Source organism: Bradyrhizobium lablabi (assembly GCF_900141755.1).
Lineage (GTDB): Bacteria > Pseudomonadota > Alphaproteobacteria > Rhizobiales > Xanthobacteraceae > Bradyrhizobium > Bradyrhizobium lablabi_A.
This window is the reverse complement of the sequence record NZ_LT670844.1, coordinates 5,579,701-5,606,659: the sequence shown is the minus strand read 5'-3', so window position 1 is coordinate 5,606,659 and position 26,959 is coordinate 5,579,701. Positions and strand designations below refer to the sequence as shown.

Here is a 26,959-nt window from a genome sequence, read left to right as displayed (position 1 = left end):
CATGGATTGCTTCGTCGCGTTGCGCCTCGCAATGACGTGGAGGTTTTTTACGCTACTCCACCGGTCCCGCGAACAGCTTAGGCTGCCATCGCAGAGCGCACCGGCGACTTCAATGAAACCTGTCCCGCGGCCGCTCGACCGGGCCTTCCTGCTTCTTGGTGGTGCCGGCCCTGATCTCATCCCCGGTGACGCGGCAGTCGCCGTTCCTGTCGAAGCGGAGGATGAACGCGCTCGGCTTGTCGACAAACTCCTTGCGCGTGATCTTGCCATCCTGGTTTTCGTCGAAATAGCCGAAGTCCGCCTCGGCCAGTGTCGGGTCGGATTTCTGCACCGTTGCGAATTCGGACGGGCTGAGGCTTCCGTCATGGTTGCGATCCGCCGACGTGAATAACCGGTCCATGAACTTCTTCCATTCGTCGCAGGTGTAGACGCCATCGTGATTGGCGTCCCAGCTCGGCGGGCCATTGGCGAGCATGGCGTCCTGTGCCGGCTGGGGCGTGGACTGGGCCAGCGCGAAAGAGGCGCCCGTCAACAACAGCCCCACCGTGATGCCGATTCGGCAAATCAATCTTCCCTGCAACAAAACCTTCTCCTGTCTCTGCGGCCAGCAACGCCGGCAATCACGGAGGCATGGGCTGAAACAATCCGACACACTCCTCCATCCGTTGAAGGTTATACGGTGCTTGGAGAAGCTCCGCAAAATTCCGGCAGCGCTCGCACGCGCGAGTATATTTTTTATTTATCTTTTTGAGCCGAGCCGGCGCTACACCGGAAAACCCGGCGATTTGCGCGCCATGCCGTCGAAGGTGTCGAGCAACCGCTCGCGCCACGCATAGACCGGATCGGCTTCAGCCAGCAATTTGAACGGGCTGACCACGCGCGCCCACTGAAAACCGCCGAACACGATGTAGTCGGCGTAGTTCGGCGCATCACCGCCGAGATAGTCTTGGGTTTTCAGCGTCAGCCGCATCGGCTCGAGGCCTTTGCGAAAACTTTCGACCGATTTATCGCGTTCGGCCGCGGCTTGTTCCAGCGGCTTGCCCAAGCGCGCTTCGCGGGTCTTGCGGAAATAGGCCGCATCCACCGGCTTCAGATGCGAGGGGATATCGGCGACGATCAGCGGGAACATGCCGCCGACCACGGCGATATCGCCCCACCAATTCATCATTCGGCAGATGGCGCGGCCGCCCTCGCCGCCGAACAGCGACGGCCGGTCCGGATAGGTGTCCTCGAGATAGTTCGCGATCGCCCAGGAATCGGCGACCGAGGTTTCACCGTCGAGCAGCACCGGCACCTTTTCGGATTGATGCGGCGCGATCGCCTGCTTTTCCGTAAAGCACCAGGGGATCGATTGCGCCGACAGACCCTTATGCGCCAGCGCCATCCGCGTCCGCCAGCAAAACGGGCTGAACGGACGCTGCTCGTCGGTGCCGACCAGTTCGAACAGTTTGAGTGTCATTGTGGAACCCCTCTATTCAGCCGTCATTGCGAGCGAAGCGAAGCAATCCATTCTTCCTTGCGGCCCGGTGGATTGCTTCGCTTCGCTCGCAATGACGGGGAGGGAGCGTGTCCCGGATTTCGCCGTCATGCCCGGGCTTGTCCCGGGCATCCACGTCTTTCTTTGGCAACCGCGACATCAGGCGTGGATGGCCGGGACAAGCCCGGCCATGACGAAGAATGGTTTCTTTAGCTCACTTCACCACTGCCGCCGTCTGCCCGAACAGCAGCTTGCGCTCTTCCTCGGTGCGGATCGCGGGCTGGCCGAAATTCGGATTGACCTCCTTGGCCTTGGCGTAGGCGCGCATCGTGGCAGGTCTCGCGCCGATGGTCTCGAGCCAGCGCTTGACGTGCGGGAATTGGTCGATGTCCTGGCCCTGGTTCTTGTAGGGCACGACCCAGGGATAGGCGGCCATATCCGCGATCGAATAGTCGCCGGCGACGAATTCGCGATCGGAGAGCCGCTTGTTGAGCACGCCATAGAGCCGGTTGGTCTCGTTCACATAGCGGTCGATGGCGTAGGGCAGCTTTTCGACCGCATAATTGCGGAAGTGATGATTTTGCCCGGCCATCGGCCCGAGCCCGCCCATCTGCCAGAACGTCCATTGAATGGCGTCGTAGCGGCCATAGAGGTCGGCGGGCAGGAATTTTCCGGTCTTTTCTGCAAGGTACAAAAGCATCGCGCCGGATTCGAAGATCGAGATGGGCTTAGCACCGCCCTTCGGCTCGTGGTCGACCATCGCGGGGATCCGATTGTTGGGCGCGATCGCCAAGAACTCCGGCTTGAACTGATCGCCCTTGCCGATGTTGATCGGGAAAATCTTGTATTTGAGCCCGGCCTCTTCGAGAAACATCGTGATCTTGTGGCCGTTCGGCGTGGTCCAGTAGTAAAGGTCGATCATGGCGGCGTTCCTGTCTCTTTTTGGGTAGTAGAGATTTTTGGGTACTTGACCTGCCATCCAAATTGGATGCGCAAATTGGATGCGATTGCATGAAGTTCACCGCATTGGGCGGGTGAAGTCAATGGCGGGCGTTTCGTATCCCGGCGAATTGACCTGCGTTCCCGTGCCCTGTGCTTAGGAACTGTGCTGAGACCAGGACGTGAACCTACAAATTGCGCGCGTCACCGCGTTGCAAACCGCGACTCCAGCAGATCAAGCTCTCTGACCAACTTGCGGGCGGTCTCGTCGGAGAGCCGGCGGGCGCGGGCGATACGGTAGATTTCGGTCCGTTCGGCCCGAAGCCCGGTCACACGCAGCCTCCGCTCGATCTCATCGATCTTGCGCGCCAGTGACGCCTCTTTGCCGGTCGTAGAGCGACCATCGATCCGCTGGCGATAGAGCTCCATGATACGTACCCCGGCATCGGTATAAAGATCGGCGTCGCTGCGGCCTTCCCCCATGTGATGCTGCGCCTGCCCGATCGCCTGAATCGCCGCTTCCGCCGCGGCGATGCGTGCCCGGTCCTCCTCTTCCTGTTGCGACGGCTCGGGTGGCAATTCGAGCCCCTTGAGGAGAAACGGCAGGCTGAAACTTGCCGCGACCAGCGACACAATGATCACGCCAGCAGCGAGAAAGATCGCAAGGTCGCGCGCCGGAAACGCGGACCCATCGTTCATGGTCAGGGGCAGCGTCAGCACGCCGGCGAGCGTAATGGTCCCTCGAACGCCGGCGAGCGATGCCGCCGCGATGAGACTCCAACTTGGTACATATGGGTTTTGACCCTTCCGCGCAGCCCGAAACAACGTGAAGCGCAATGACGTCCAGACCCATATGAATCTCAACACCGCAAGGGCGAGATTGATGGCAACCACATACACAACGAGCCAGATCGGATCGTGGTGTCCGGCCTCACCCACCACCCGCGCTGCACCGGTGACGAGCTGCGGAAGCTGTTCTCCAAGCAATACGAAGATGATGCCGCTGGCGGTGAACTGAACAAGGTCCCAAACCGCGCTGCGCCGAACCCGGGTCACGGGAAGCGCCTGGCCGCTCTGTTCGACGTAGCTCATGGTGATGCCAGCCGCGACGGCGGCGAGAATGCCGGAGCAACGCAGATGTTCGGCCAAAAGGTAGGCACCGAACGGGATCAGCAGGCTGATCAGGATCTGCGAGCCGGTCTCCTCGCCGAAATGCTGCGATACCCAGTTCTTCGCGACGGACGCAATCCAGGTGACGCCTACACCAATGGCGATGCCGCCGATCGCAAGCCAGAGGAAAGTTCCGACGGCGTCGAGCAGCGAGAACGTCCCCGTTAGGGCTGCAGCAACGGCGAAGCGCATGCACACGAGGCCCGAGGCATCATTGAGCAGCGACTCGCCCTCAAGAACGTGCATCAATCGCCTGGGGATCGGCACACGGGTAGCGATCGCGGAGACTGCGGTAGGATCGGTGGGCGAGACGATCGCGGCAAGCGCGAAGGCGACGGCCAGCGGCATCGCCGGGATCATCCAGTTGATGAAATACCCGACGCCAACGACCGTGAACACGACGAGGCCGAGCGCCAGCTCCAGGATTGTCCCTTTGTCGCGGAACAACCCCTCCTTCGGAATGCGCCAGCCATCCAGGAAGAGCAACGGCGGTAGGAACAGAAGGAAGAAAATATCCGGCTTCAGTTCGACGCCGAGATTGGCGACCGAAGCAATGCATGCGCCGAGCGCTATCTGAACGAGCGGCAGCGGCAAAGCCACCGGAGACATGCGCGCGAGCGCGCCGCTGACCACGACGGCCAGCAGGAGAAACAAGGCAACAGCAATCGTCTCCACGGTCTACTCGCGACGATCGATGTGGACAGAAGTTTGGCGGCTCGATCGGTCGCACCATAACAATGTCGTTCGGTTCATTCCACCCGTCGATCAGTTCCCGGCCCAGCGTTTACGGCAGCCAAAAGAAAAGCCGCCCGAAGGATGTGAATCTTGTAGCTCTCAATCTAGTCCGGCCGATTGTCGAGCATGGAAAGTGTCGAACATAAAAAAGAGCGGCTTGAGCCGCTCTTTTTTGCTTTTATGGGCAAGGACGCCACTCACCGTCGTCGCCCATATACGTCCCGGACGCCGCGTCGTGGTACATCCAACGGTGGGCGCAATAGGAAGCATCAGCGTCGCTCGATACCACGGAGCCGACGGTTGCTTGAGCACCGCGGAACCCGCCGCTGCCGACGTGCATCGCACCGCCACCGCGGACCCCCAGGGCGAAGGCCGGGGTTGCAACTGCTAACGCCAGTGACAGGGCCGTCGCCCCTACAATACCAAGTTTCGACATTTCGTTTCTCCATAAGACCTAAAGCAGATACATCGCCGTCAGGCGTAAGGCTGATGTAGGTTAGCAATCGGCCGCGCTCTATGCCCCATGCTGGGAGAGATTGTTGCGGGGCGCGCAACGCGCCGCGATCGTCAGACGCTCTCTGAGCCGTCTTGTTCGGTGACGTCGTGCGAGGTCTTATGCCGGTCCTCTGTCCAATCAGGATCCCAGTAGGGCGGCTTGCCAAACCGTTTCTGGGCAAAATCCAGAAAGGCCCGCACCTTTGGTGGCACCATGCGATGCGGAGGAAAAACCCCGAAGATGCCACCCGGCTTCGTGGCGATCATAGAGGACCACTCGGGAAGCAGGTACCGCAGGCGACCCGCCTTGATATCCTCGCCGACCAGCCATGTCGGCAGGAGCGCGACCCCCACACCGGCAACCGCCGCATCGCGCAGCGGCTCGGAGTCGTCGGCGCGCAACGTGCCGGTGACGGGTACTTCCTCGAAAGCATCCCCTGCCTTGGCCTGGTGACGAAAGAACCAACGATCGGTCGGCTGCAGCGTATAGACCAGACAATTGTGCTGCAGCAGGTCGATCGGCTCGGAGATTGGCGAGGTTCGGTCCAGATAGGCTGGGCTCGCGCAGGCAATGCGCCGGTGCGGCGCCAGCTTGCGGGCGAGCAAGCTGGAATCGATGAGCGGACCGATACGGATCGCCAGGTCGGCGCCGACGGACAAGAGATCAACTCGCACATCGGTCAATGAGACATCGAGACGAATATCGGGATAGGCGGCCAGGAAGTCCGGCACGAACGGCATGATGTGCAGGCGGGCGAAGGCGCTCGGGACATGCAGGCGGATCAATCCTTGTGGCCGCCCCTCCATTGCCGAGGCCGCATCCCGCGCTTCTTCCAGGCCCCGCAGAACGTCGCGTGCGTGCTCGTAGAATGTCGCGCCCGGCTCGGTGAGATGCGCGCGGCGCGTGGTGCGATGAAACAGGCTGACACCAAGATCCTCTTCAAGGCTGGCGATCGCGCGCGACACGGTCGATGTCTTGGTATTCGTGGCAATTGCGGCTTTCGAAAAGCTGCCGGCCTCTACCGCTCGCACGAACATACGCAGCGCGCCCAGATAGTCCATTTTGGCGCCTCCGTATCGCCCATTCGACGAAACGTCGAGCACTCGCCCGATCAGCCCCTTCCTGCGCCCTTCGGCATTCCGGCGAGGTCCTCGGTCGACCTCGACCGGCACTCCAACATTTGTTTGGGCGTTTCGCAACAATCATTTCCGGCTGCGGAAATCGGGGCCGACGCCGCGGCATGATGGATGCCTGGGTACGTTTTGCTGCGTCTGATCCAATCGGCCGCCATACCGAATTGCGTCCGATCCGTATCTCGGACTCGGAAGATCATATCATATCCGCCGCATGTCGGGTTTGGGGGACGACGCCAGCTAGGGCGTGAACCCACAAATTCAGAGGTGTTGGCGAACGTCTGTTTTGGAGCGCACTCCGGACTCAAGTCGGACATCGCGCAAGGTCGGAAAAGTGGTCGGCCACGATGACGCCGCTAGATCAGCGAATGCAAAGCCTTGACCGCGGCCTCGCGGCTGTCGACAGGAACAAATAAATTTACCGAATGCGGGGACAAAACATATTTGTCGGCGATAATCCCGTGACGTTGCAGAATCTGAATCGCCTTAAATGGCAAGTCTGAAGAAACGCCGCCGAAGCAAGTGAGGCTCACCGAACTTAAAGTCTCACGCTGTTTGCGCAAGTCTTTGCTGCTTTCCAGCGTGCGCAGCAAAGTGTCGAGCGATTCCGAATCGCAAGTCATCATAATGCGCGTTTTTCCGGCGGTGAAAGCCGAGGCGAGGAGTTGCGGCCAAGATAAGCCATTTTGTTTGAGATGCTGCGCGAATTTCTCAAAACCTTGATTGAGATCCGCCGAATCGATCTCCACATGCTCAATGCGAGCCATCGAGTTGACGGCCAAAACTCTTCCGCTTTCCATTCCCACAACCTCCTTCATCACTTGCGTGCTGTGTTCAGCGCTGCCCCATTTTTTTATGACCAAAGGCACATTTTGGCTTTGTGCCAGCTCCACGCTGCGATAATGCAAGACCTTGGCGCCCCAAAAACACATTTCGGATAGCGATACAAAATCCAGCTGACGCAAGGGTTTTGAATTCGCCACGATGCGCGGATCCGCCGAACAAACTCCGTCGACCTCTTTGATAATTTCACAGCACTCGGCTTTTAGCACCGCGGCCATGGCGACCGCAGTGGTGTCGCTGCCGCCCCGGCCCAGCGTGGTGATTTCTTTGGTCACCGGATTGACGCCCTGAAAGCCAGCTAGAACCACAATGCGTCCGCGATCGAGTTCTTCACGTACGCGAATGGGCCGCACATCTAAAATGCGCGCGGAGGAATGGGAGTCGTCGGTCATCACTCCGGCTTGACTGCCGGTAAAACTAATCGCCGGCACGCCGAGATCAGACAACGCCATGCTCATTAAGGACATGCTGATGCGCTCACCGGTGGTTAACAACATATCGAGTTCACGACGATTGGGATGCGGGCTCACTTGATAGGCTATCTTAACAAGTTCGTCGGTGGTCTTACCCATCGCTGAAACTATCGCCACGACGCGATGACCACGGCTATGCAAATCCGCTAGACTGCTCGCGACCGCGCGGATTTTTGCCGGTGTTTCAAGACAGGCGCCGCCGTATTTCTGCACGATGATGGGATTGATGCGCATTCTACTTACGGAAATAACTTGAGAGCGGCCTACATGCTAGCGCGAACGACCTGCGACACGCGCGGCTGCAAGCCTTTTGGCCGCGCACCAATCACTTCCGGTGTTAACCCGATAAACAGACCTTCTAAGAGCCCGTTGGTATGTCCCAAAGGTGCTGGGAACAGAGATCCTGCCAGTTGTTTGGACTCGATCTGACTCCGTTTGAGCGCAGCCATAGTCGGGCGGTCAGAAATCGCTCCTTGATTTGTATAGCGGGCAGCGCTCCCGGCACGACCAGGAGCAGTGGTTTGTGAGATCGGTAGCCATTTCAACTTTGTAGCCTTGCCCGCGTCGTGCTGGAATGCGTGCTTGAACCGGCTTAGATCGTTCTCATCTTCGACGATCTTGCGTTTCTTGTGCGTTTTGCCACGCTGTAATCGTCCCGCACCGCTAGCCGGTTGCGCTTCTTCATATTCGACTCCGCGTGCTGAGCTTTTGTCCCGCTGTGGTGAGCGGCATACTCTTTGCCGTCGATCGGTGCCAGATGCGCCGGATCTTTGTCGAGATACGGTCGCCCGATTCCAAACTCCTTCCCGTGTGCATCGATCCATTTCCATAAGCTTTCAGTGGAAATCCATCGCTGCGCCTCTGTCGCGCCTTTGACGCTCACGACATCGGCCGCGAGCCCGTGGCCATAACCGCCGCGGAAGCTCCCGCCGTGGTATGACCTGTCAGTCGCCGCCTTCAGGCCGCTTGCGATCGATTGACGGTAGTCATCGCGGAACGCGCTGGTTATGCCAGGCGACAGCCCCGCCTGCTCCGCCGCGTGAAGCGTATAAAAGAGCTTCAGCTTGAAGCTCCGATCCATGCCTCCGATCACGTAGTCCATCATCGGCATGCCGGCTTTTTCCGCCGCCTTCGGATCCTTCCACGTGAAGTCCTCATCGACGAGCTTGGTAAAGCTTTTGGTGACAGTCACCGTTTTGCCCCTCTTCTTGACCGTCACTTTCCTCCGCTCATGCACCTTGATGGTGTCCTCCTTGGGCGTCCGTTGGTAGATCGCCCACAGATATCGGTCGATGCAGATCTCCGCTACCAGGCATTCGTCGAGAATTTCGATGGAGCTCACAGCATCCTTGACCTCGTTTGATACCGGATCGGACTGGCTCGCTGTCGCCACTTGCACGGGCGGTGATTCGGGCGGCAGCATCTGCGACGGATCGGGCAACGCGGCCTCGACCATCGATTCCGGCTCATCGGAGGCCGCCATCTTGCCGGTAGCCATCCCCGTCACCGATTCGGCGGCCGTCGCCACATCCGCGTTGGCAATAGCGGCGTTGCCCATTGCGGTTGCCTGCGGTGGATCCGCGAGTTCGGCGTTGGCGGTGAGAGATGCTGCGCGGTCCTCGATTGGCACTGCGCCGATGTTCTTGATGCCGGCCGAACCGAAGCCAGCAAGCCAGGCGACGATCCACCCCGCGAGAACGACCGTCCCGCACAACGCTGGCGCCACTGTCGCAAATCGCCGCGGGTTCATGATCCCGTCGCCTCCAAAGGCTCCACTTGAGCCATGCTGCACAGCCAAGCACGCGACGGGCTGATTTTTCGGATCAAGATATGACCGCGCAATGGCGCAAACTGCAGGTCATCAATTTTTCCAAAGAGTGTTGCCTGTATGCAACGCACCGCCGGCAGGCAATTGTTGTGCATTCTCCGACGTAAGCGTGTAGGGGGAGTTTCGGACCCATGCGACGCATGCGGCCGGTTCGGGGCGATCGGACCAACAGACGCGCTTGAGTGGCCGGATGCCGGCCCCTTGAGCGGTCTGTCGTTGGCGATTTATAGCATCTTCTGAGCGAACCGAACCCATTGCCCCAGATCAAAACGCCCGTCGCAACGGCAACTCACACCGCACATTGATCGCTCCCGCCGATCCGCGCGACGGCTATTACCTGATTGACTTCTTCCAGGAAATTGGCCTCGCAATTGTGAATACGGTCCAATTTTCGACCCACTTCGACCAGATTTGAAGGAGAGGCTACGGTCGGTAACGCTGCGTTTTTGGTTGGACCTCGCATGCAACTTCACTGCATGAGGTACTGAATGAGGAAGCAGACTCCATTAATCGTTTTCGCCGCTTGCATTGCTACGCTCTCATCAATCGGGATACCAACTGCGCAGGCGAAGCAAAAATGCAGTGCCGCGATACCATCAAATCCGGACGGGTATTGGTCCTGGCGTCTGATTGACGGAAGAAAATGCTGGTACGAAGGCAAGCCCAAGCTTTCGAAATCATTGTTGGAGTGGCCTGCGCAGGCTTCAGCACAACCAAATTCCGATGGAGACCTTACAAGCGTTCTGCCAGAGAAGCCCGGCAATCCATTAGATTCACAAGCGTGGGCACCGAATCAATCGGATACTTTCGAAACGCGGTGGCGTGCCATCGGAATGACGTATTAGGCGTCGGCATCGTCTCGAAACGACGGAATTGCGCCTATGGAACAGGGCGATGTCCGCACAGGAATTACCAGCAGTGCGGCGCGCGGAAACGCCTAAACAGAGCCGTGAGCGCACCATGTCTGCATCTCGCTCCGGACGCATCAACATCGGATCCATCCGCGCGATAACAATGGCAGTATTCGCCATTTTCATGCTCTCTGCAGGGATCGCACACGCTCAGTTTCTGTTTTGGCCCCAGTACACGTTCTGGCCAGGCCATTACGCTCCGTTCAAACACAAGCACCACCACCGGCAGACAAACTCTGAATCGGCGAAGAACGCTCGGCCCGAGGACGCTCCGAAGGGCCCGCTCCAGATCATCATCTCGATAGCAGACCAACGGGTCTCGCTTTTTGACAACGGGGCCCTGATCGCACGCTCTTCGGTGTCCACGGGAACTCAGGGGCATCCTACGCCCCTCGGCGTGTTCAGCGTGATCAGCAAACAACGATGGCACCGTTCAAATATTTATAGCGCTGCCCCCATGCCCTACATGCAGCGCATCACCTGGTCAGGGATAGCGTTGCATGCCGGTGTCGTGCCTGGGCATCCGGCGTCACACGGCTGCATCCGTTTGAAAAATGAGTTTGCCATTCGACTCTGGCATCTCACGAAGCGCGGCACGCGCGTGATCATTGCACACGACGATGTCCAGCCGGTCGAGATAACCAATCCGCACCTTTTTAAGCCGAAAGCCGTGTCCGGTTCGCCGGAATTTCAGACTGCCACAGTCGCGGGTAAGAGCATTGGTACAGCCGCGGCAACGCATGGATCACTAGTGTCCAATGCCGAGACTCCAGAAGCCACTAGTCTCCAGGTTCCAGGCTCGGCCGCCGCTGGAGGCGCACCTAAAAAGATCGTCCCGCTCTCCGTCTTCGTGAGTCGTAAGTTGAGCAAGCTCTTCGTGCGTCAGGGCTTCTCGCCGTTGTTTGATGTCCCGGTCAAGATCGAAAATCCGGAGGAGCCGCTGGGAACGCACGTGTTTACCGCAATGGAATTCCAGAACGAGGGAGCGGCTATTCGCTGGACCGTCGTGTCGATTCCGGAGGAGTTTCCTCGCATGTCCGAGGATGCCACGAAGGAGCGCGAAGCGCTCGCGAAGCATACCGCCCTATCGGTACCGTCGCCCGATAAAGCCAACGCTGCCCTCGACCGCATCGAAATACCCCAGGATACGGTTGAGAGGATCTCTGAACTACTGACGCCGGCCTCTTCATTGATTATTTCCGACAACGGATTTAGCCATGAGACGGGAAAAGACACGGATTTCATCGTGGTAACGCATTGATGCGGCGGCGCACCCCACCAACACACGATGCCACTGCGCAAGTCCGCTTTACCAGAAGCCGCCGAGCCTTTCCCAGGAACCATTTCCCGTCAGAAGTGTTAGGCGCACAACCTACAATGCTGCAGTGGGAGCCAGCGCAACGGGAACAGGCTGGAGTGAAAGGTCGGCGACACGAGTACTCCAACCTTTGCGCCTAGCGTCTCCCCCAACAGACATTTGGGGAGTCATAATATGCGCCCTTTTCAGCCAAAGCTGCGCTGGCGGTTGCGGGGATGATCGTCGGGTTTGAGCCCGTCAATGCGGGGCCGTTGGACATGCCGATGGGACCGCAGTCGGCGATCCAGCACATCGAGTTCGAGACGCCGACGCTGCCGCCGATGGCCTACACGATGTTTTGCCTGCGCTATAAGGACGAATGTCGCACAAAGCCGCTGTTTCGCGGGGGTCCGGTTCGTCTGACTGAGGAACGCTGGGCCAATCTCAAGCAGGTTAATCAGACCGTTAACCGCAGCATCATTCCGGAGAGCAAAGAACTGAGCCTGGCCGACGAGACCTGGTTGATCAATCCGCATCGTGGCTATTGCAGCGATTACGCAGTGACCAAGCGCCACGAGCTGCTCAATCGCGGCTGGCCCTCAGGCGCGCTGCTGCTGAGCGAGGTCGTGACGAATTGGGGAAAGCATCACCTTGTTCTCGTCGTGCGTACCCGAAGCGGCGATCTGGTTCTCGACAACCTGACGCCGCAGATCAAGCCATGGGCGCGTGCGCCTTATCGCTGGGTTCGAATTCAGATGCCGAACCGCCCCCTGTGGACCACGCTCGCCGGCCTCGGGGAATGAGAATCACTCGAGCTAGGACGTGAACCCATAAATTCAGAGTGGTCGGCCGACGTCCGCTTTGGTGCGCACTCCGGACTCAAGTCGGACATCACGTGAGGTCCGCAAAGTGCCAACAGCGGGTTGGCAGGGAGGAAGATTATCGCTTTGCCGTCGCCGCACGAGAAACCTTCGAACTCGTACACAGCAGATCTATGCCCAAGATCGCTGGCAATATGCTGAATGCGGCGGCGCCCACGATTCCAAAATTACCAGCGCTGACGAGCGTGATGCCCGCCAGGATTGGCACAAGCAGCAGCAACACTGCGCCGGAAAGTCGAGGGCTGGAGGCCCCATCGAGCGGGACATAGGCTCGCTCTGCCAATGCTCTCACCTTATTGCACAGGCACAGAACGCAGACGGTCGATAGGACCACCATCAGGAACCAGGCAGGAAGGACGCCGAAGAAAGCCTGATTCCTGGTGATCAGCATCAACGGAAAGTCGTAGCCAGCATGCAGAAGCATCGGCACGGCGAGGGCGGCCGTCAACCAGATCCGCCGGTGACGAGGATCAAACTGCGCCACGGTCAAAAATGAACCCATGGCAAGGCCATCGAGGCCATGCATCGGCACGGCCAGCACCGCCCGGCTTGCCGCCAACAGCGGCCACTCTCCGGGAGCGAGAAGGTAGCCGAGATTTTCAATGGCAGCGAAGCCGAGCGCGACTGCGAACGACGTTGTGATCACGTCATGCCGATCGTCGCCAGCGCCATATCGCTTGATGGCGTAAAAGATCGCAGCAAACTTCGCGATTTCCTCCGGAATCGCCGCGATCACGAATGCTTGCGTCACAGCGCCATGAACCGGCGACATGGCATCGACTGGAAACGCCTTCTTCAACAGCATCTCAGGAAGAAACACGAAGATGGTCGCCATGCCGCCACTGAAGAATGCCTCCCAGATCACCCGATCGTCCCACCTGGCCCGCGCTTTGGCGATGCCATACTGCAACAGCACGAGCGAAGGAACTATCGCGCAAAACAGAATTCCGAGCCGATGCATGTGTCCTCATGCCGAAGCTTACGGGAGCCTGCCATGCCTGATCATAAGGCTCCGTCGCCATCATCGAGCGAAATGATTAAAAACTCGACAACCTATGCGAGCGCTTTTGGCTAATTGCGCTTTAAGTTCGTTTATTGATTTATGGTTCTATTCAGCACAGCCCCTTCGTTTCGGTGGAGGCACTGATGCTCCGGATGATATCTCTAAAGGCGTTTGTCGTTTCCAACATCGCGCATTGGATATTCTTTGTGACCGGCTGGGTCCTCGCAATGCTTTTTTATTGTGCTGGGGAAACTATTTCGTCGGACGGGACCGCAAGCTTGGCGACGGTATTCGACCAGATGAAATCGTCGGATGGGTTCCTTGCCACGACGACATTGATCTTCTTCCTAGCGCCGATTCCGGCGGGCTATATCGCCGCGAAGATCGCGCCACACGAGAAACTCCTAAATGGCGCCTTATCAATCTCGGCATGGTTTGTATTTTGCGTCTGCGACACGATTTGGGGCAGCGGCGGCGGAGACAGCACCGCTCATATGCCGCACTGGCTTGATGCTTTGACGACTTACGGCGTTCCAATTCCAGCAATGCTCGGCGCCTACATTTGGCACCTACGCGCCGATCGAGGGGCCTTCGCCACAGCGAATGTCCACCAAGATTATCATGCGAGAGCCGATCTGCAACGCGAGACGCCAATGCAGCCAACAGCGTCGAATCAAAATCAAGCACGGCGTTTTGGCCGCGCAGGCACAGGCCTCGGGACATTCGTTTTCCTCCTCATGCAGTTTCTCCTTACCCAACACGAGCGGAATGTGTTGCTACTAGCAATGATCGTGGCTCTGGGCCTGGTCGTCGTGATTGCTTTCGCGTTAAAGGCACTTAAGGGCACTTCGGGCTGACTACCGAGGCAAGCGTCCGCCCCATACTCTCACCGCGGACCAAGGCTGAAAGAAAAAAGGAATAGTTATTTGGCTTGCTAAATTCGCGGATCAGCTAAGCTCGGTCATGCGCGCGCAGGAGTTTTGCGCCGTCTTCCGTGACCGTCACGATCATCCCAAAACCGGCAATGGTTTCGCGCTCGACAAAACCGCGATCGACCGCGTCTTCCCAGATCGTCAGTCGCGGGCAGGAGGTGCGCCAAGTCGCGATCACCTCGGAATAAAGCCGCGGCTCGCGGGCGATCCATTCGACGAAATCAAGCACCAAAGGATCCGCGGTATCGGCCATCGGATTTCTCCTCGCTCAAAAAGCAAACGCATTGCTGCGCGCGAGCAGCAGCCAGCTGCCGTAAAGGATGTAGTAGCCGGCGACGGTGGTGATCAGCCGCGACGCCCAGGTGCGGAATTGCAAATCCGTCATCGCCTCCAGGATCCGCCGCGCCAGCGACGTGCCGGTCATCGAAGCCGCGATCGCAACCGCCGCCAGCATCGGATCAAGCGTCGCGGCCTGATCGATGATGCCGCCGAAATAGATCAGCTTGGTAAAATGGCTCGCCACCTGACAGGTGGCCTTGGTCGCGACGATCGCACGGCGATCGAATTTTCCGCCGAGAAAGAAGGTGTCCAGCAGGGGCCCGGACACGCCCGTCATCAGCATCAGCCCCATGCAGATCGAGCCATACAGCGTGCCCTGCCAGATGCTGTCCGGGTTGGGTTTTAGGTCGGACGGCATCAGCCGCGCCATGAAAGGCGTCACCCCCAGCAACAGCAGCGCCACGGGCTTGTCCGGCACGTAACGGGTGATCGACCAGACCGCCAGCGCCAACGCGCAGCCGATCAGATAGACGAAGACCGGCCGCCACCGGATATGGCGCCGCCACAGAAACGCGCGCCAGCCGTTCGACGCCATCTGCGTGATCGCGTGCAGCACCATCGCCGTCGGCAGCGGCATCAAGGCGAGCAGTACGCCGATCAGGATCAGCCCGCCGGCCATCCCGAACAGGCCGGACAGAAAGGCGGTCGCGACCATCAAGAGGCCGAGCGCTGCCATCATGAGCGGGGTCATTGCATCCTCCGCCGATATTCCTGCCTTGCTTGTACCATCAGCGCAAACTGAGTTATCTTGTCCTGGCATCAGTTTTCCTGAGGGTCGAATGCGGCGGCTTCTGTTTCTCAACGGCATCAAGGCGTTCGAGGCGGCGGCGCGAAGCGGCAGCTTTGCCGGCGCCGGCAGCGAGCTCAACGTGTCGGCGGCCGCCGTCAGCCGGATGGTGCATCTCTTGGAGCAACGGCTCGGCGTTGCGCTGTTCGAGCGCAAGGCGAACCGGCTGGTGATGACGGCGGCGGGGCGCGCCTACCAGAGCGGGCTGACGCCGATCTTCGATGCCTTGGCGAGCCTGACCGCGCAGGTGACAGCGCCCGCAAGCGTCCGGGTGCTGACCATCGGCGTCGGACCCACCTTTGCCATGCGATGGATGATCCCGCGGCTTGCGGATTTTCGGCAACACGAGCCCGACATCGACGTGCGCATCACCACGGGAGGCGCGGCGGCGCCGTTCGGCGATGACTGGAGCTGCGGCATCAAGCTCGGCGACGGCGACTGGCCGGGCCTGGTCGCCGAACCACTCTTCGCCGCGGACCTTCTGCCGGTCTGCGCGCCGCGGTTGGCGGCGCAACTCAAACGCCCCGGCGATCTCAGGGGGCCGAGCCTCTTGCGAGTGGCGCATGCCGCCGAGGACTGGCCGCTGTGGCTGAAAGCCGCCGGCGTCGCACGGGTGAGCGCGCGCGGGACGGAATTTCAATATTACGGCCACGCGCTGCAGGCCGCGGTCGATGGGCTTGGCATCGCGATGGGGATCCGGCCTTATATCGACGACGATCTCGCCGCCGGACGGCTGGTCGCGCCGTTTGCGCTTTCGGTGCCCAAGGGCATGCGCTGGTATCTGGTCTATCGCAGCTTCCGCACCGAGCAACGCGATTTCGCCGCGTTCCGGCGCTGGATCATCCGCGCCGCGGCCGAGCCGGCCGCGCGCGGCAAGCCCGGCAAGATTCACCGCCATGCCGGTCGAAAGAACCGGTTAAAAAATAATGCGGGAATGTGAACGGGTTCACATTTACTTCGTAGCCCCGATGCCAAGCTTCCGATCGATCGTTTCAGGCAGCGGTTAAGCAAGCGCCGGGCCAACGCGGCACGCCGCACCTCGGGCCGCCGGTCGCAAGGGAGCGCATCCATGTCGCTGTTTGAAACCGAACAGGCCAAGTCGCATTCGGGCGCGGTGCTGTCGAGCTGCCCGCAATGCGAGGCGCACCTCGCGGTGCTGCGCGTCATCCCGGGACGGGCGGGGTGCGAATATTGGACGATGAGGTGCACGCGGTGCGGCGGCATCCATCTGGATATCATCGAGGCCGCGCCATCGCCGCAAACCGCCTAGCACCGATCCGCTTGTTCAAGCCTTGAAGGCTTGCGCGATCGCCGACTGTGCTTCCTGCTGGATCTGCCGCAGGTGAGTTTCGCTGCGAAAGCTCTCGGCATAGATCTTGTAGACGTCTTCGGTGCCCGACGGCCGCGCCGCAAACCATCCGCTGTCCGACGTGACCTTGATGCCGCCAAACGGTTGACCGTTGCCGGGCGCGGCGGTGAGCGTCGCCCGCACCGGCTCGCCGGCGAGTTCCTTGATGGCGAGCTTTTCCGGCGAAAGCGCCTTCAATAGATTCTTCTGGGCCGGCGTCGCGGGCGCGTCGATCCGCTCGTAGAAGGGCACGCCGAGTTCGCTGGTCAATTGATCGAACAACTGGCTGGGGTCGCGTTGGGTCCGCGCGGTGATCTCGGCGGCCAACAGGCCCAGGATGACGCCGTCCTTGTCGGTGGTCCACACCGACCCGTCCTTTCGGAGGAACGAGGCGCCGGCGCTTTCCTCACCGGCGAAACCGAACGAGCCGGAGCTGAGCCCATCGACGAACCATTTGAAGCCGACGGGAGTCTCGACCAGGCCACGGCCGAGCTTCTTGGCGACGCGGTCGATGATCGCGCTCGAGACGATGGTCTTGCCGACCGCGGCATCCCTGCCCCATTGCGGACGATGCGCGAACAGATAGGCAATCGCCGCGGCCAAATAATGGTTCGGGTTCATCAGGCCGTTCGAGCGGGTGACGATGCCGTGGCGGTCGGCGTCGGTGTCGTTGGCGAAGGCGACGTCGAATTTGTCGCGCAGGCCGATCAGCCGCGCCATCGCGTAAGGCGACGAGCAGTCCATCCGGATCTTGCCGTCCCAATCCACCGTCATGAAGCGGAACGTCGGATCGACGGCGTCGCTGACGATGGTCGCGGCAATCTTGTAGCGCTCGATGATCGGCTGCCAGTAGCGCACCGCCGCGCCGCCGAGCGGATCGATGCCGATCTTGACGCCCGAGGCGCGGATCGCCTCCATGTCGACGACGTCAGTGAGGTCGGCGACAAAGGGCGTGATAAAATCGTAGCGATGCACGTTGGCCGCTTTGCGCGCGCGGTCATACGGGATGCGCTTTATGCCTTTCAAGCCGTCCGCGAGAAAGCCGTTGGCGGCGCGTTCGATCCCGGCCGTGATGTCGGTATCGGCCGGGCCGCCATTGGGCGGATTATATTTGAAGCCGCCATCCTCCGGCGGGTTATGCGACGGCGTGATCACGACGCCGTCGGCAAAGCCGTTTGTGCGCCCCTTGTTGGTGGTGAGGATCGCGTGCGAGATCACCGGCGTCGGCGTGTAGCCGCCCTCGGCATCGATCATCACCTCGACGCCGTTCGCCGCGAACACTTCCAGCGCGCTCGCCAGCGCCGGCTCGGCGAGTGCGTGGGTGTCGATGCCGACGAACAGCGGACCGGTGATGCTGACGCTCCGCCTGTGATCGCAGATCGCCTGGCTGATGGCGAGGATGTGCGCCTCGTTGAACGCAAGGTTGAAGGCCGAGCCGCGATGCCCCGACGTGCCGAACGCCACCCGCTGCGCCGGAACTTGCGGATCGGGCTGTTCGGCAAAATACGCCGTCACCAGCCGCGGGATGTTGGCGAGCGTCGACGGCTCGGCGGGTTTTCCGGCAAGCGGATTGATCTCAGCGGCCACTGGGTTTCCTCGTTGGTTCCACAGCGGGCATTGTAGATAGGTTTTGCAGGTGCGGACAAGTCAGCGCTTGCGGGCCTTTCTTGACCTCTCCCCGCCCTTTTGCGGGGAGAGGTCGAAATTCGCGTTAGCGAATTTCGGGTGAGGGGCATGGCGCGGCGGCTGTTGCGAATTCAGTGCCCGCGGAGAGAAGAGCCCCTCACCCCAACCCTCTCCCCGCGAAGGGCGGGGCGAGGGAGCGGTTAGCACGTACCGTGTGAACGATGAGGCTCAGCCCTTAGGATTCCCGCCTCTTGCCATCCTCAAAAATGCCGGCGGCGGTCATGGCGATGCGCAGCATGCGGGCAAGATCGAGCTTGCGGTAGGGTTTTGCGAGCAGCAGCACGCCGGAATCGAGCCGGCCGTGATGGACGATGGCATTTTCGGTATAGCCCGACGTGAACAATACACGGAGCCGCGCGCGCCGTTTCGCCATCTCCACCGCGAGCTGCCGGCCGTTCATCCCTCCGGGCATGATGACGTCGGTGAACAACAGGTCGAAGGCGGCGCCGCTGTCGGCGATCGCCAGCGCATCGGTGCCGTTGGCGGCGGAGAGTGTCTTGTAGCCGAGGCTTTGCAGCTGGGTGTTGACATAGGCGCGCACCAGCGGATCGTCCTCCACGACCAGGATGGTCTCGCTGCCGCCTTCCATCTCCGCTGGTAACGGCTGTTCGGCGATCGCTTCCGGTGCGGCGTCCGCCTTCGGCAGATAGAGCTTGAAGGTCGTGCCGAACCCCTCTTCGCTGTAGAGCTTGATGTGGCCGCCGGATTGCTTGACGAAGCCGTACACCATGCTCAGGCCGAGCCCGGTTCCCTTGCCCACGCCCTTGGTCGAAAAGAACGGATCGAACACCCGGTCGCGGATCGCCTCCGGAATTCCGGTGCCGGTGTCGGCGACCGCGATCATGATGTAGTCGCCGACCTGGGCATCGCCGTTGGCCGCGGCATAGTCTTCGTCAAAACTCACATTGTTGGTTTCCAATGTCAGCTTGCCGCCGCCCGGCATGGCGTCGCGGGCATTGATCGAAAGATTGAGCAGCGCGGACGAGAGCTGGCCCGGGTCGACCAGCGCCGTCCACAATCCATCCGCCAGCATCGCCTCGACTTCGATGTGCTCGCCGAGCGCCGGGCGCATCAGCTTGGCCGATTCGACGATCAGGCGGTTGATGTCGGTTTCGAGCGGCTGCAACGGCTGCTTGCGGGCGAAGGCCAACAGCCGCCCGGTGAGTTCGGCGCCGCGGTCGGCCGCTTCGCTGATCAGGGTTGCGATCGCCGCCATGTTCGGCTTGCCCGATACTTCGTCGGCCAGAATCTCGATGGTCCCGGTGATCACGGTGAGCACATTGTTGAAATCATGCGCGATGCCGCCGGTGAGCTGGCCGAGCGCGTCCATCTTCTGGGCCTGCCGCAATTGCTCCTCGGCAGCGATCTCCTGGGTCAGGTCGCGCACGAAGGCGTTGAAGACATAGCCAGAGCGGCGGCGCAGCGCCTTCAGCGACACTTCGACCTTGACCGTGAAGCCGTCCTTGCGCATCGCCTCGGTTTCAAAACGCTGGCCGACGCCCGCGCTCTCCTCCATGCGCATCATCCGCCGTTTCATGCTCTCGTAATACGGCCGCATATTTTCCGGCAACAGCAAGCCGACCAGGTGCCTGCCGACCGCCTCCTGCCGCGACCATCCGAAGATCGCCTCGGCCTGCGGATTCCATTCCAGGATATGGCCGTCCTCGTCGGTCTGGATGAACGCCTCGAGCGCATTGTCGACGACGTCGCGCGCCATCTGCTCGCTTTCGAGCAGCGCCTCCTGCGCCATCTTCTGCGCGGTGATATCGCGGGCCACCTTGGCGGCGCCGATGATCGCGCCGGATTGCGAGCGGATCGGGGAGATGCCGAGCGACACGTCGATCCACCGGCTGTTCTTATCGACGCGAACGGTTTCGTGGTAGTCGATGCGTTCGCCGGCGCGGATCCGGTCGCGGATGCTCCCGGCCTCGCCGCGCAGCGGGTCCGGCACGATGATGTCGATGCTGTTTCCGATCGCTTCCTGCGCGGTAAATCCAAACAGCCGTTCCGCGCCCGGATTCCAGCCGGTGATGACGCCATCGAGCGTCTGGGTGATGATCGCGTCGTTGGAGGATTCCACCGCCGCGATGAACAGCTGCTCGTGCTCGAAGGCGCGGCGCCGCTCTTCGACCTCCTGGTTGAGCGCCTTGGTCTTGGCCCGCGAATCCGCCGCCATGTCCGCAAACGCGCGCGCCAATTCGCCGATCTCGTGGCCGCCGCCGCTCGGCAGCGGCAGGTTCTGGTCGCGCGAAAAGCCCTGCACCACTTTGGTCATCTGAACCAGCGGCCGCGTCAGCGAGCGGGCGACGATGACGGCCAGCACGAAGGCGCAGAACGCCGCCAGGAATCCGGCCATCAGGGTGGAATCGCGGATCGCCGCCACAGCCAGCGTGAGCACCGAATACGGCACCGCCTGGATCACCGCGACCAGTGGGCCTTCCGCGAGCCGCACCATCTCCACGCCCATCCCGAAGCGCCGGCCGGACCCGTCCTGAAACACCCGCGCGGTGCTGTCGCCCGCTTTCAGTATTTGAGTGAAATCCGGAATCTCCTCCTGGATATGCTCCGGCTTGCCGAATTCGAAGCCGAATTCGCGGGCAGGGTCGGGATGCACGAGATAGTCGCCCTGATCGTTGACGACATAGCTGTGGCCGCGAGCGACCGCGCCCGCGCGGATCCGGGCAAAGGCCGGCCGCATGTCGACATTGATGATCACGATGCCGAACGGCCGCCCGTCCGGCGTGTGCACCGGCGTTGCAACCCGCAACACTGGAACATGCGGCGTTTCGAACACGCCATGGTCCTGGTTGAAGTCGACCGGCGAGACATAGACCTCGCCATCCGCCAGGCGGATGGTTTCGCTGAACGCGGCGCGATCGTCCTTGCGCTGCAAATCGCTCTCGGGAACGATGCGCGGCGGACCGCCGGGATCGGAGCGGTCGACCCGCACCAATTCGCGCCCGCCGTCGTCGACGCCGATATAGCGGAATTCGTGATAATTCGGCTTGGAGGCGAGTTCGGCCGCGAAGCGCTGCCCGAGCCGCCTTCGCCACTCCATCTCGGTGGTTTCCGCCGCAGGGTCGGTGCCGCGGCGCAGCCGCGCCGTCATGATGTCGATGACGGCGTTGTCGGAGCGGAAGCCGATCACATCGGCGCGCGCGCCGCGCACGGAGGCGGCGAGCTCGGTGGCGAGCAGTTGCGCGTGGGTACTGATGCGATCCAATGCCCTGGGCAAGACAAACGTGGCGATGTTGCGATAGGTCAGCACCCCGACCGCACTCGTCGCCAGCAGCACCAAGGCAACCATCGCAACAGTCAATCGAGTAGACAACCTCATCGATTGCCCTCTGGGCGGCGCCTTGATCGATGCCGTTCCCAATGTGCCCCCTGGTCGCAAGCGAATCAACTGATGGCGGAATACTAGAGAATGAAGATTTTGAGTCGAATCGGCCCGCGCGAATTTCTCGTACCTCTCCCCGCTTGCGGGGAGAGGTCGGACTGCGAAGCAGTCCGGGTGAGGGGGACTATCCGCGCACTCTTCATCTTCCGAATTTGCGGATGCAGCCCCTCACCCTAGCCGATGCTTCGCATCGGCGTTCTTTTATCAAGAACGGCGGCAGCAGGCCGCCTACGCCCTCTCCCCGCAAGGGCGGGGCGAGGGAGAGTGCGTCCTCTGTAGCCTGACGGACTTTCGCTGTCAGGATTACTTACTCCCGGCGGTTTCCCAGCGGTGAAAAATCGCGGGCTAATCGACTGACAAATGTGAACGAGTTCACATTGGTTTTTGCCGGCGCATGTTTCCCTCGACGTCCGACAATGACCCGGGGACACACATGAACTGCGATTATGACGGCTTTAACATCGAATCGTTCGAAGCTGGCAGAGGCCTGTGGCACGCCAGGATCAGGCGCGCGGACCTGATGCCGGTCGTCATCGACGGCGTCGTGTTTTCCGCGCTCGAAGTCGGCTTCGCGTGGTCCGACCCCGACGCCGCCATCGAGGATGCGAAAACCCAGATCGACCACCTCCGGCTCCAGCAATACGCCGGCGCCGGGCAGGCAACGGGACCGCAGCTCGCCACCTAGCCCGATCGGAACTGGCGGGACGTGGCGGGAGATTTCCGAGCCGTCACACTCCGGCCTTTGCCCTTTTCTATCAGCCGGACTCATCCCATATTCGCTGGATGGCGAAGAAACCAGACCATCCGAAAAAACCAGTCAAAACCCCGAAATCGAAAGCACACCGTCCCGACGTGCAACCGATTGGGCCGGCGCTGGCGGAACTGCTCAATCCCGCGATCAACCGTGGCGATGCCGGCCTCGGCTCGGGCACCGGATTGCAGCCGCCGCCGGATAATTCCTGGGATCGCCGCGCCGGCGGCGAGGCCGCCGCGCACCGCGCGCGGGCCTCGACGCGCGGAACGAGCGAGCAAGTAGCGAAGCGGGACGCGGCTCTCACAGACACCTCCCGTGCGTCGCCCCCACCCAACCCTCCCCCGCAAGCGGGAGAGGGCTCCAGACGGCTGGCGCCGGGCGCCGAGGAAAGTAATGACGCGGCGGACGTGCAACCTGCGTCCCCTCTCCCGCTTGCGGGGGAGGGTCAGGGTGGGGGTGTCTCCGCGAGTCATGCCCTCAACGAAGCGCGTCCCGGCCTCGACGAGGCCCCGCAAGCCAATTACGGCACCTCCGCCACCATCCCCACGCTCGATCCGGAACTCGCAAAACAACTCGGCTTCACCACCGAGGAGGAAGACGCCGCCGCAATTGCGCGGCCCCCGCGCAACAAGATGGAGGCGCTCGGCGTCGCCGCGACAGCGGATGCGCTGGATGCCCTGATCCGCGACGGCCGCCCCGAATTCAAGGGCGAAGACGGCCAGACCAAAATCTGGACGCCGCATCGGCCGCCGCGCCCGGAAAAATCCGAAGGCGGCCAGCGGTTCGTGATCAAATCCGACTACGAGCCGAAGGGCGACCAGCCGACCGCGATCGCCGAACTGGTCGACGGCATCGCGCGCAACGACCGCACCCAGGTGCTGCTCGGCGTCACCGGAAGCGGCAAGACCTACACCATGGCGAAGGTGATCGAGGCGACGCAGCGCCCCGCCATTATTCTCGCGCCGAACAAGACGCTGGCCGCGCAGCTCTATGGCGAGTTCAAGAGTTTCTTCCCCGACAACGCGGTGGAGTATTTTGTCTCGTACTACGACTACTACCAGCCCGAGGCCTATGTGCCGCGGACCGACACCTATATCGAGAAGGACTCGTCCATCAACGAGCAGATCGACCGCATGCGCCACTCGGCGACGCGGGCGCTGCTCGAGCGCGATGATGTCATCATCGTCGCCTCGGTGTCGTGCATCTACGGTATCGGCTCGGTCGAGACCTATACCGCGATGACCTTCGCGCTGAAGAAGGGCGAGCGCATCGACCAGCGGCAATTGATCGCCGATCTCGTCGCGCTGCAATACAAGCGGACGCAAGCCGATTTTACCCGCGGCACCTTTAGAGTCCGCGGAGACGTCATCGACATTTTCCCGGCGCACTATGAAGACCGCGCCTGGCGCGTGAATCTGTTCGGCGACACCGTGGAAAACATCGAGGAGTTCGATCCGCTCACCGGCCACAAGCAGGACGATCTCGAATTCATCAAGATCTACGCCAACTCGCACTATGTGACGCCGCGGCCGACGCTGGTGCAGGCGATCAAGTCGATCAAATCCGAGTTGAAGATGCGGCTGGATCAGCTCAACAATCAGGGCCGCCTGTTGGAAGCGCAGCGGCTGGAGCAGCGCACAACGTTCGACCTCGAAATGATGGAAGCCACGGGTAGCTGCGCCGGCATCGAAAACTATTCGCGCTATCTGACCGGGCGCCGCCCCGGCGAGCCACCGCCGACGCTGTTCGAATATGTGCCCGACAATGCGCTGGTATTCGCTGACGAAAGCCACGTCACCGTGCCGCAGATCGGTGGCATGTTCCGCGGCGATTTCAGGCGCAAGGCGACGCTTGCCGAATACGGATTTAGATTGCCCTCCTGCATGGACAACCGTCCGCTGCGGTTCGAGGAATGGGACATGATGCGCCCGCAATCGGTCGCGGTGTCGGCGACGCCGAGCGGGTGGGAATTGAACGAAAGCGGCGGCGTATTCGTCGAGCAGGTGATCCGGCCGACCGGATTGATTGACCCGCCCGTAAACATTCGCCCGGCGCGCACCCAGGTCGACGATCTCGTCGGCGAAGTCCGCGCGACCGCGCAAGCCGGCTATCGCTCGCTGGTTACCGTGCTGACCAAGCGGATGGCGGAGGACCTCACCGAATATCTGCACGAGCAGGGCATTCGCGTGCGCTACATGCACAGCGATATCGACACCATCGAGCGCATCGAGATCATCCGCGATTTGCGGCTCGGCGCGTTCGACGCGCTGGTCGGCATCAATTTGTTGCGCGAGGGCCTCGACATTCCCGAATGCGCGCTGGTCGCGATTTTGGACGCCGACAAGGAAGGCTTTTTGCGCAGCGAGACCTCGCTGATCCAGACCATCGGCCGCGCCGCGCGCAATGTCGACGGCAAGGTGATCCTCTATGCCGACCAGATGACGGGTTCGATGCAGCGCGCCATCGCCGAGACCGACCGCCGCCGCGAAAAGCAGGTCGAATACAACACCGCCAACAACATCACGCCGGAGAGCATCAAGAAGTCGATCGGCGACATCATGAACAGCGTCTACGAGCGCGACCATGTGCTGGTGGAAATCGGCGACGGCGGCATGGCGGACGACGTCATCTCGATCGGCCACAATTTCGAGGCGGTCCTGAACGACCTCGAAACGCGCATGCGCGAAGCCGCCGCCGACCTGAATTTCGAGGAAGCCGCGCGCCTGCGCGACGAAGTAAAACGCCTGCGCGCGACAGAGCTCGCCGTCGTCGACGATCCCACCGCAAAACAGCGCACCGTGCAAGGCAAAGCCGGCGCCTACGCCGGCATGAAGAAATACGGCGACGCCGCGAACCTGCCCGCGACCGCGCTGAAGAAGCGCGGCGGCAGCCCGATGCGCAGCGGCAGCATGGCAAGCGGCGGTGCCTCTTCCCCCTCGCCCCGTTCTTCACGGGGAGAGGGTCGGGGTGAGGGGCATCCCTCCACGAGTCGTGGCGCCTCAAAAGTCCACAAACCCCACCTCGACGAAATGCACGGCCCGGAATCCCTGCCCTACCGCCCCGGCCGCGCGACGGCGCGCAAACCCTCACCCGACGACATCGGTGCGGGCAGCGGCAGCAAAATCTTCCAGCCCACCGACTCGCGCCAATCCGGCCCCGAATTCGGCCCCGCCCCCCGCTCCTCAGGCGGCGCGCCGGGGCATCGGGGTGGGTGGAAGAAGAGGTAACGGCTGACTACGAGCCTTCGATAGGCTGTAGCCAAAGCGGACGGCGTACGGGCTTCTTGGCAGCTTGTTCAAAAAGCTGAGCTATCTCGTTTTCGTAGAATCCGGCGGATTTCAGGACTCTTATCGCTGATGAGAGGACCTCAGTAGCGATCTCAAGCTTGTCAGGATTTTCCATATACGGTGGCCTCGGTTGCATTGCACTCTCCAGCTTCGGGCTGACCCTTCAATATTAAACGCTCTGGCGAGAAATGGTCCTTTGTGACTACTTTAGCGCCGGGGCTGATTCATGATCAATTTATTCATCGCTAACACCGACAACGCCTGGTTCGACTTCCTTTCGTCAGAGGAGAACCTGACCGAGGTCAATTTCTGGTGGCCCGGCGAAACGAATTTTCGAGCCCTGCAGCCGGGCGAGATGCTGGCATTTCGACTCAAGAGTCCACGAAACAAGATTGGCGGCTTTGGTATCTTTAGTGACCATGCCCGCCTCCCGATCCAGATGGCTTGGGAGACGTTTGGGCGAGGAAACGGCGTCTCATCTCTTGAAGGACTCCGCAGCGCGATCGCGCAATTGCGGACCAATGTTGCGGTCCTCCCTTCAACAGACATTGGTTCAACCGTTCTCGTAGAGCCGGTCTTTTTCCCTTCGCACCTTTGGTTTGACCTCCCGGATTCGTGGTCGCCCAGCATTCAACGAGGAAAGCAATATTCAACGGACAATGCCGAAGGCCTTCAGTTGTGGGAGCACCTCTTAGAGACGGCAAGACTATGTGGCACGACGAACGCCCCGGGACTCACTTCTCATGGGCAAGCTCGCTTCGGCAACCCTACTCTGATTACACCACGCTTGGGACAAGGAGCTTTTAGGATAGCGGTAACTGAAGCCTACGGAAGGCAGTGTGCAATCACAAACGGCAAGGTTCTTCCCGCCTTAGACGCCGCCCACATAAAGCCTTATGGCGAAGGCGGCCTTCATTTGAAATCAAATGGCATCTTGTTACGGAAGGATATTCATTCTGTCTTCGATGCTGGGTACGTGACAATCAAGGACGATTTCAAGTTCGCCGTAAGCAAGAAAGTGAAAGAGGTCTTTAACAACGGCGAGGAATATTTACGCCTCCATGGCAGCACCCTTCGGCTTCCCGACAGGAAGGCAGATTGGCCCGACGTCGATCTACTTCGATGGCACAACAAGGACAGATATCTCGGGTGAACAGGAGGGCAGACCTATTCCATTTGAACTTGCTGATACAGCTCGGGGGTTTCAAGGCATTTCCGCAATCACGGCAAGCCTAACTGC

At 60.9% G+C, this 26,959-nt stretch carries 20 protein-coding genes; 8 read left to right on the top strand and 12 right to left on the bottom strand.

All coding sequences use genetic code 11. The features are described 5' to 3' along the window. Positions 1-109: 109 nt before the first annotated feature. The 7 genes from B5526_RS26215 to B5526_RS26180 all read right to left on the bottom strand — a co-directional run bounded on the left by B5526_RS26215 (position 110) and on the right by B5526_RS26180 (position 9,016). Positions 110-580 (bottom strand): EF-hand domain-containing protein, encoded by a 471-nt coding sequence (locus tag B5526_RS26215; protein ID WP_154071468.1) that lies wholly within the window; start codon positions 578-580, stop codon positions 110-112. A 183-nt stretch (positions 581-763) separates the two neighbouring features. Next, entirely contained in the window at positions 764-1,459 is a 696-nt protein-coding gene (locus B5526_RS26210) for a glutathione S-transferase family protein (protein WP_079542725.1), read from the bottom strand. Positions 1,460-1,691: 232 nt separating this feature from the next. Further along, the gene (locus tag B5526_RS26205; protein WP_079542724.1) at positions 1,692-2,399 is read right to left on the bottom strand and encodes a glutathione binding-like protein; all 708 of its coding nucleotides are present in this window, start codon (positions 2,397-2,399) and stop codon (positions 1,692-1,694) included. A 221-nt stretch (positions 2,400-2,620) separates the two neighbouring features. Beyond that, positions 2,621-4,261 (bottom strand): Na+/H+ antiporter, encoded by a 1,641-nt coding sequence (locus B5526_RS26200; protein WP_079542723.1) that lies wholly within the window; start codon positions 4,259-4,261, stop codon positions 2,621-2,623. A gap of 627 nt (positions 4,262-4,888) precedes the next feature. Beyond that, positions 4,889-5,878 carry a LysR family transcriptional regulator gene (locus B5526_RS26190; RefSeq protein ID WP_079542721.1) on the bottom strand — a complete coding sequence of 330 codons (990 nt, stop codon included), beginning with the start codon at positions 5,876-5,878 and terminating at the stop codon, positions 4,889-4,891. Between the two features lie 428 nt (positions 5,879-6,306). Further along, a complete protein-coding gene (locus B5526_RS26185; RefSeq protein ID WP_079542720.1) occupies positions 6,307-7,500 on the bottom strand; it encodes an aspartate kinase in 1,194 nt (397 codons plus the stop codon). A 358-nt stretch (positions 7,501-7,858) separates the two neighbouring features. After that, the gene (locus B5526_RS26180; RefSeq protein WP_154071467.1) at positions 7,859-9,016 is read right to left on the bottom strand and encodes a peptidase M15; all 1,158 of its coding nucleotides are present in this window, start codon (positions 9,014-9,016) and stop codon (positions 7,859-7,861) included. A gap of 972 nt (positions 9,017-9,988) precedes the next feature. Between B5526_RS26180 and B5526_RS26170 the strand changes: the two genes are divergently transcribed. Together B5526_RS26170 and B5526_RS26165 are read left to right on the top strand one after the other, a co-directional pair. Then, positions 9,989-11,266 carry a L,D-transpeptidase gene (locus B5526_RS26170; RefSeq protein ID WP_244562062.1) on the top strand — a complete coding sequence of 426 codons (1,278 nt, stop codon included), beginning with the start codon at positions 9,989-9,991 and terminating at the stop codon, positions 11,264-11,266. 272 nt (positions 11,267-11,538) lie between these two features. Then, positions 11,539-12,105: a transglutaminase-like cysteine peptidase gene (locus B5526_RS26165; protein WP_079542718.1), complete on the top strand. Its 567-nt coding sequence runs from the start codon at positions 11,539-11,541 to the stop codon at positions 12,103-12,105. A 136-nt stretch (positions 12,106-12,241) separates the two neighbouring features. On the opposite strand, the gene B5526_RS26160 is transcribed toward B5526_RS26165, so the two are convergent. Continuing rightward, positions 12,242-13,144, bottom strand: a complete 903-nt coding sequence (locus B5526_RS26160; protein WP_079542717.1) for a PrsW family glutamic-type intramembrane protease — start codon at positions 13,142-13,144, stop codon at positions 12,242-12,244. A gap of 185 nt (positions 13,145-13,329) precedes the next feature. On the opposite strand from B5526_RS26160, the gene B5526_RS26155 reads away from it, so the two are divergent. After that, positions 13,330-14,043 carry a hypothetical protein gene (locus B5526_RS26155; protein ID WP_154071466.1) on the top strand — a complete coding sequence of 238 codons (714 nt, stop codon included), beginning with the start codon at positions 13,330-13,332 and terminating at the stop codon, positions 14,041-14,043. Between the two features lie 94 nt (positions 14,044-14,137). On the opposite strand, the gene B5526_RS26150 is transcribed toward B5526_RS26155, so the two are convergent. Both B5526_RS26150 and B5526_RS26145 read right to left on the bottom strand, forming a co-directional pair. Beyond that, positions 14,138-14,371 carry a hypothetical protein gene (locus B5526_RS26150; RefSeq protein ID WP_079542715.1) on the bottom strand — a complete coding sequence of 78 codons (234 nt, stop codon included), beginning with the start codon at positions 14,369-14,371 and terminating at the stop codon, positions 14,138-14,140. A 15-nt stretch (positions 14,372-14,386) separates the two neighbouring features. Then, a complete protein-coding gene (locus B5526_RS26145) occupies positions 14,387-15,148 on the bottom strand; it encodes a sulfite exporter TauE/SafE family protein (RefSeq protein WP_079542714.1) in 762 nt (253 codons plus the stop codon). An 88-nt stretch (positions 15,149-15,236) separates the two neighbouring features. On the opposite strand from B5526_RS26145, the gene B5526_RS26140 reads away from it, so the two are divergent. Continuing rightward, positions 15,237-16,184 carry a LysR substrate-binding domain-containing protein gene (locus B5526_RS26140; protein ID WP_079542713.1) on the top strand — a complete coding sequence of 316 codons (948 nt, stop codon included), beginning with the start codon at positions 15,237-15,239 and terminating at the stop codon, positions 16,182-16,184. Between the two features lie 129 nt (positions 16,185-16,313). Beyond that, positions 16,314-16,514, top strand: a complete 201-nt coding sequence (locus B5526_RS26135; RefSeq protein WP_079542712.1) for a hypothetical protein — start codon at positions 16,314-16,316, stop codon at positions 16,512-16,514. A gap of 15 nt (positions 16,515-16,529) precedes the next feature. Here B5526_RS26135 and pgm read toward each other — a convergent pair whose 3' ends face one another. Both pgm and B5526_RS26125 read right to left on the bottom strand, forming a co-directional pair. After that, positions 16,530-18,179 (bottom strand): phosphoglucomutase (alpha-D-glucose-1,6-bisphosphate-dependent), encoded by a 1,650-nt coding sequence (gene pgm, locus B5526_RS26130; RefSeq protein ID WP_079542711.1) that lies wholly within the window; start codon positions 18,177-18,179, stop codon positions 16,530-16,532. A gap of 274 nt (positions 18,180-18,453) precedes the next feature. Next, on the bottom strand, positions 18,454-21,615 hold the full coding sequence (locus tag B5526_RS26125; RefSeq protein ID WP_079542710.1) for a PAS domain S-box protein: 3,162 nt from the start codon (positions 21,613-21,615) through the stop codon (positions 18,454-18,456). A gap of 496 nt (positions 21,616-22,111) precedes the next feature. Between B5526_RS26125 and B5526_RS26120 the strand changes: the two genes are divergently transcribed. From B5526_RS26120 to B5526_RS26110, 3 genes are all read left to right on the top strand, one after another. Next, the gene (locus tag B5526_RS26120) at positions 22,112-22,363 is read left to right on the top strand and encodes a hypothetical protein (protein ID WP_079542709.1); all 252 of its coding nucleotides are present in this window, start codon (positions 22,112-22,114) and stop codon (positions 22,361-22,363) included. A gap of 98 nt (positions 22,364-22,461) precedes the next feature. Further along, positions 22,462-25,659, top strand: a complete 3,198-nt coding sequence (gene uvrB, locus B5526_RS26115; RefSeq protein WP_079542708.1) for an excinuclease ABC subunit UvrB — start codon at positions 22,462-22,464, stop codon at positions 25,657-25,659. Between the two features lie 286 nt (positions 25,660-25,945). Next, entirely contained in the window at positions 25,946-26,872 is a 927-nt protein-coding gene (locus tag B5526_RS26110; RefSeq protein WP_079542707.1) for an HNH endonuclease, read from the top strand. Positions 26,873-26,959: the final 87 nt, after the last annotated feature.

Excerpts from the sequence above, each read along its gene's own strand:
- B5526_RS26210 (WP_079542725.1), bottom strand. The coding sequence starts at position 1,459 with ATGACACTCAAACTGTTCGAACTGGTCGGCACCGACGAGCAGCGTCCG.
- B5526_RS26205 (WP_079542724.1), bottom strand. The coding sequence starts at position 2,399 with ATGATCGACCTTTACTACTGGACCACGCCGAACGGCCACAAGATCACG.
- B5526_RS26190 (WP_079542721.1), bottom strand. The coding sequence starts at position 5,878 with ATGGACTATCTGGGCGCGCTGCGTATGTTCGTGCGAGCGGTAGAGGCC.
- B5526_RS26185 (WP_079542720.1), bottom strand. The coding sequence starts at position 7,500 with ATGCGCATCAATCCCATCATCGTGCAGAAATACGGCGGCGCCTGTCTT.
- B5526_RS26180 (WP_154071467.1), bottom strand. The coding sequence starts at position 9,016 with ATGAACCCGCGGCGATTTGCGACAGTGGCGCCAGCGTTGTGCGGGACG.
- B5526_RS26170 (WP_244562062.1), top strand. The coding sequence starts at position 9,989 with ATGTCCGCACAGGAATTACCAGCAGTGCGGCGCGCGGAAACGCCTAAA.
- B5526_RS26165 (WP_079542718.1), top strand. The coding sequence starts at position 11,539 with ATGATCGTCGGGTTTGAGCCCGTCAATGCGGGGCCGTTGGACATGCCG.
- B5526_RS26160 (WP_079542717.1), bottom strand. The coding sequence starts at position 13,144 with ATGCATCGGCTCGGAATTCTGTTTTGCGCGATAGTTCCTTCGCTCGTG.
- B5526_RS26155 (WP_154071466.1), top strand. The coding sequence starts at position 13,330 with ATGCTCCGGATGATATCTCTAAAGGCGTTTGTCGTTTCCAACATCGCG.
- B5526_RS26150 (WP_079542715.1), bottom strand. The coding sequence starts at position 14,371 with ATGGCCGATACCGCGGATCCTTTGGTGCTTGATTTCGTCGAATGGATC.
- B5526_RS26145 (WP_079542714.1), bottom strand. The coding sequence starts at position 15,148 with ATGACCCCGCTCATGATGGCAGCGCTCGGCCTCTTGATGGTCGCGACC.
- B5526_RS26140 (WP_079542713.1), top strand. The coding sequence starts at position 15,237 with ATGCGGCGGCTTCTGTTTCTCAACGGCATCAAGGCGTTCGAGGCGGCG.
- B5526_RS26135 (WP_079542712.1), top strand. The coding sequence starts at position 16,314 with ATGTCGCTGTTTGAAACCGAACAGGCCAAGTCGCATTCGGGCGCGGTG.
- B5526_RS26125 (WP_079542710.1), bottom strand. The coding sequence starts at position 21,615 with ATGAGGTTGTCTACTCGATTGACTGTTGCGATGGTTGCCTTGGTGCTG.
- B5526_RS26120 (WP_079542709.1), top strand. The coding sequence starts at position 22,112 with ATGAACTGCGATTATGACGGCTTTAACATCGAATCGTTCGAAGCTGGC.
- uvrB (WP_079542708.1), top strand. The coding sequence starts at position 22,462 with ATGGCGAAGAAACCAGACCATCCGAAAAAACCAGTCAAAACCCCGAAA.
- B5526_RS26110 (WP_079542707.1), top strand. The coding sequence starts at position 25,946 with ATGATCAATTTATTCATCGCTAACACCGACAACGCCTGGTTCGACTTC.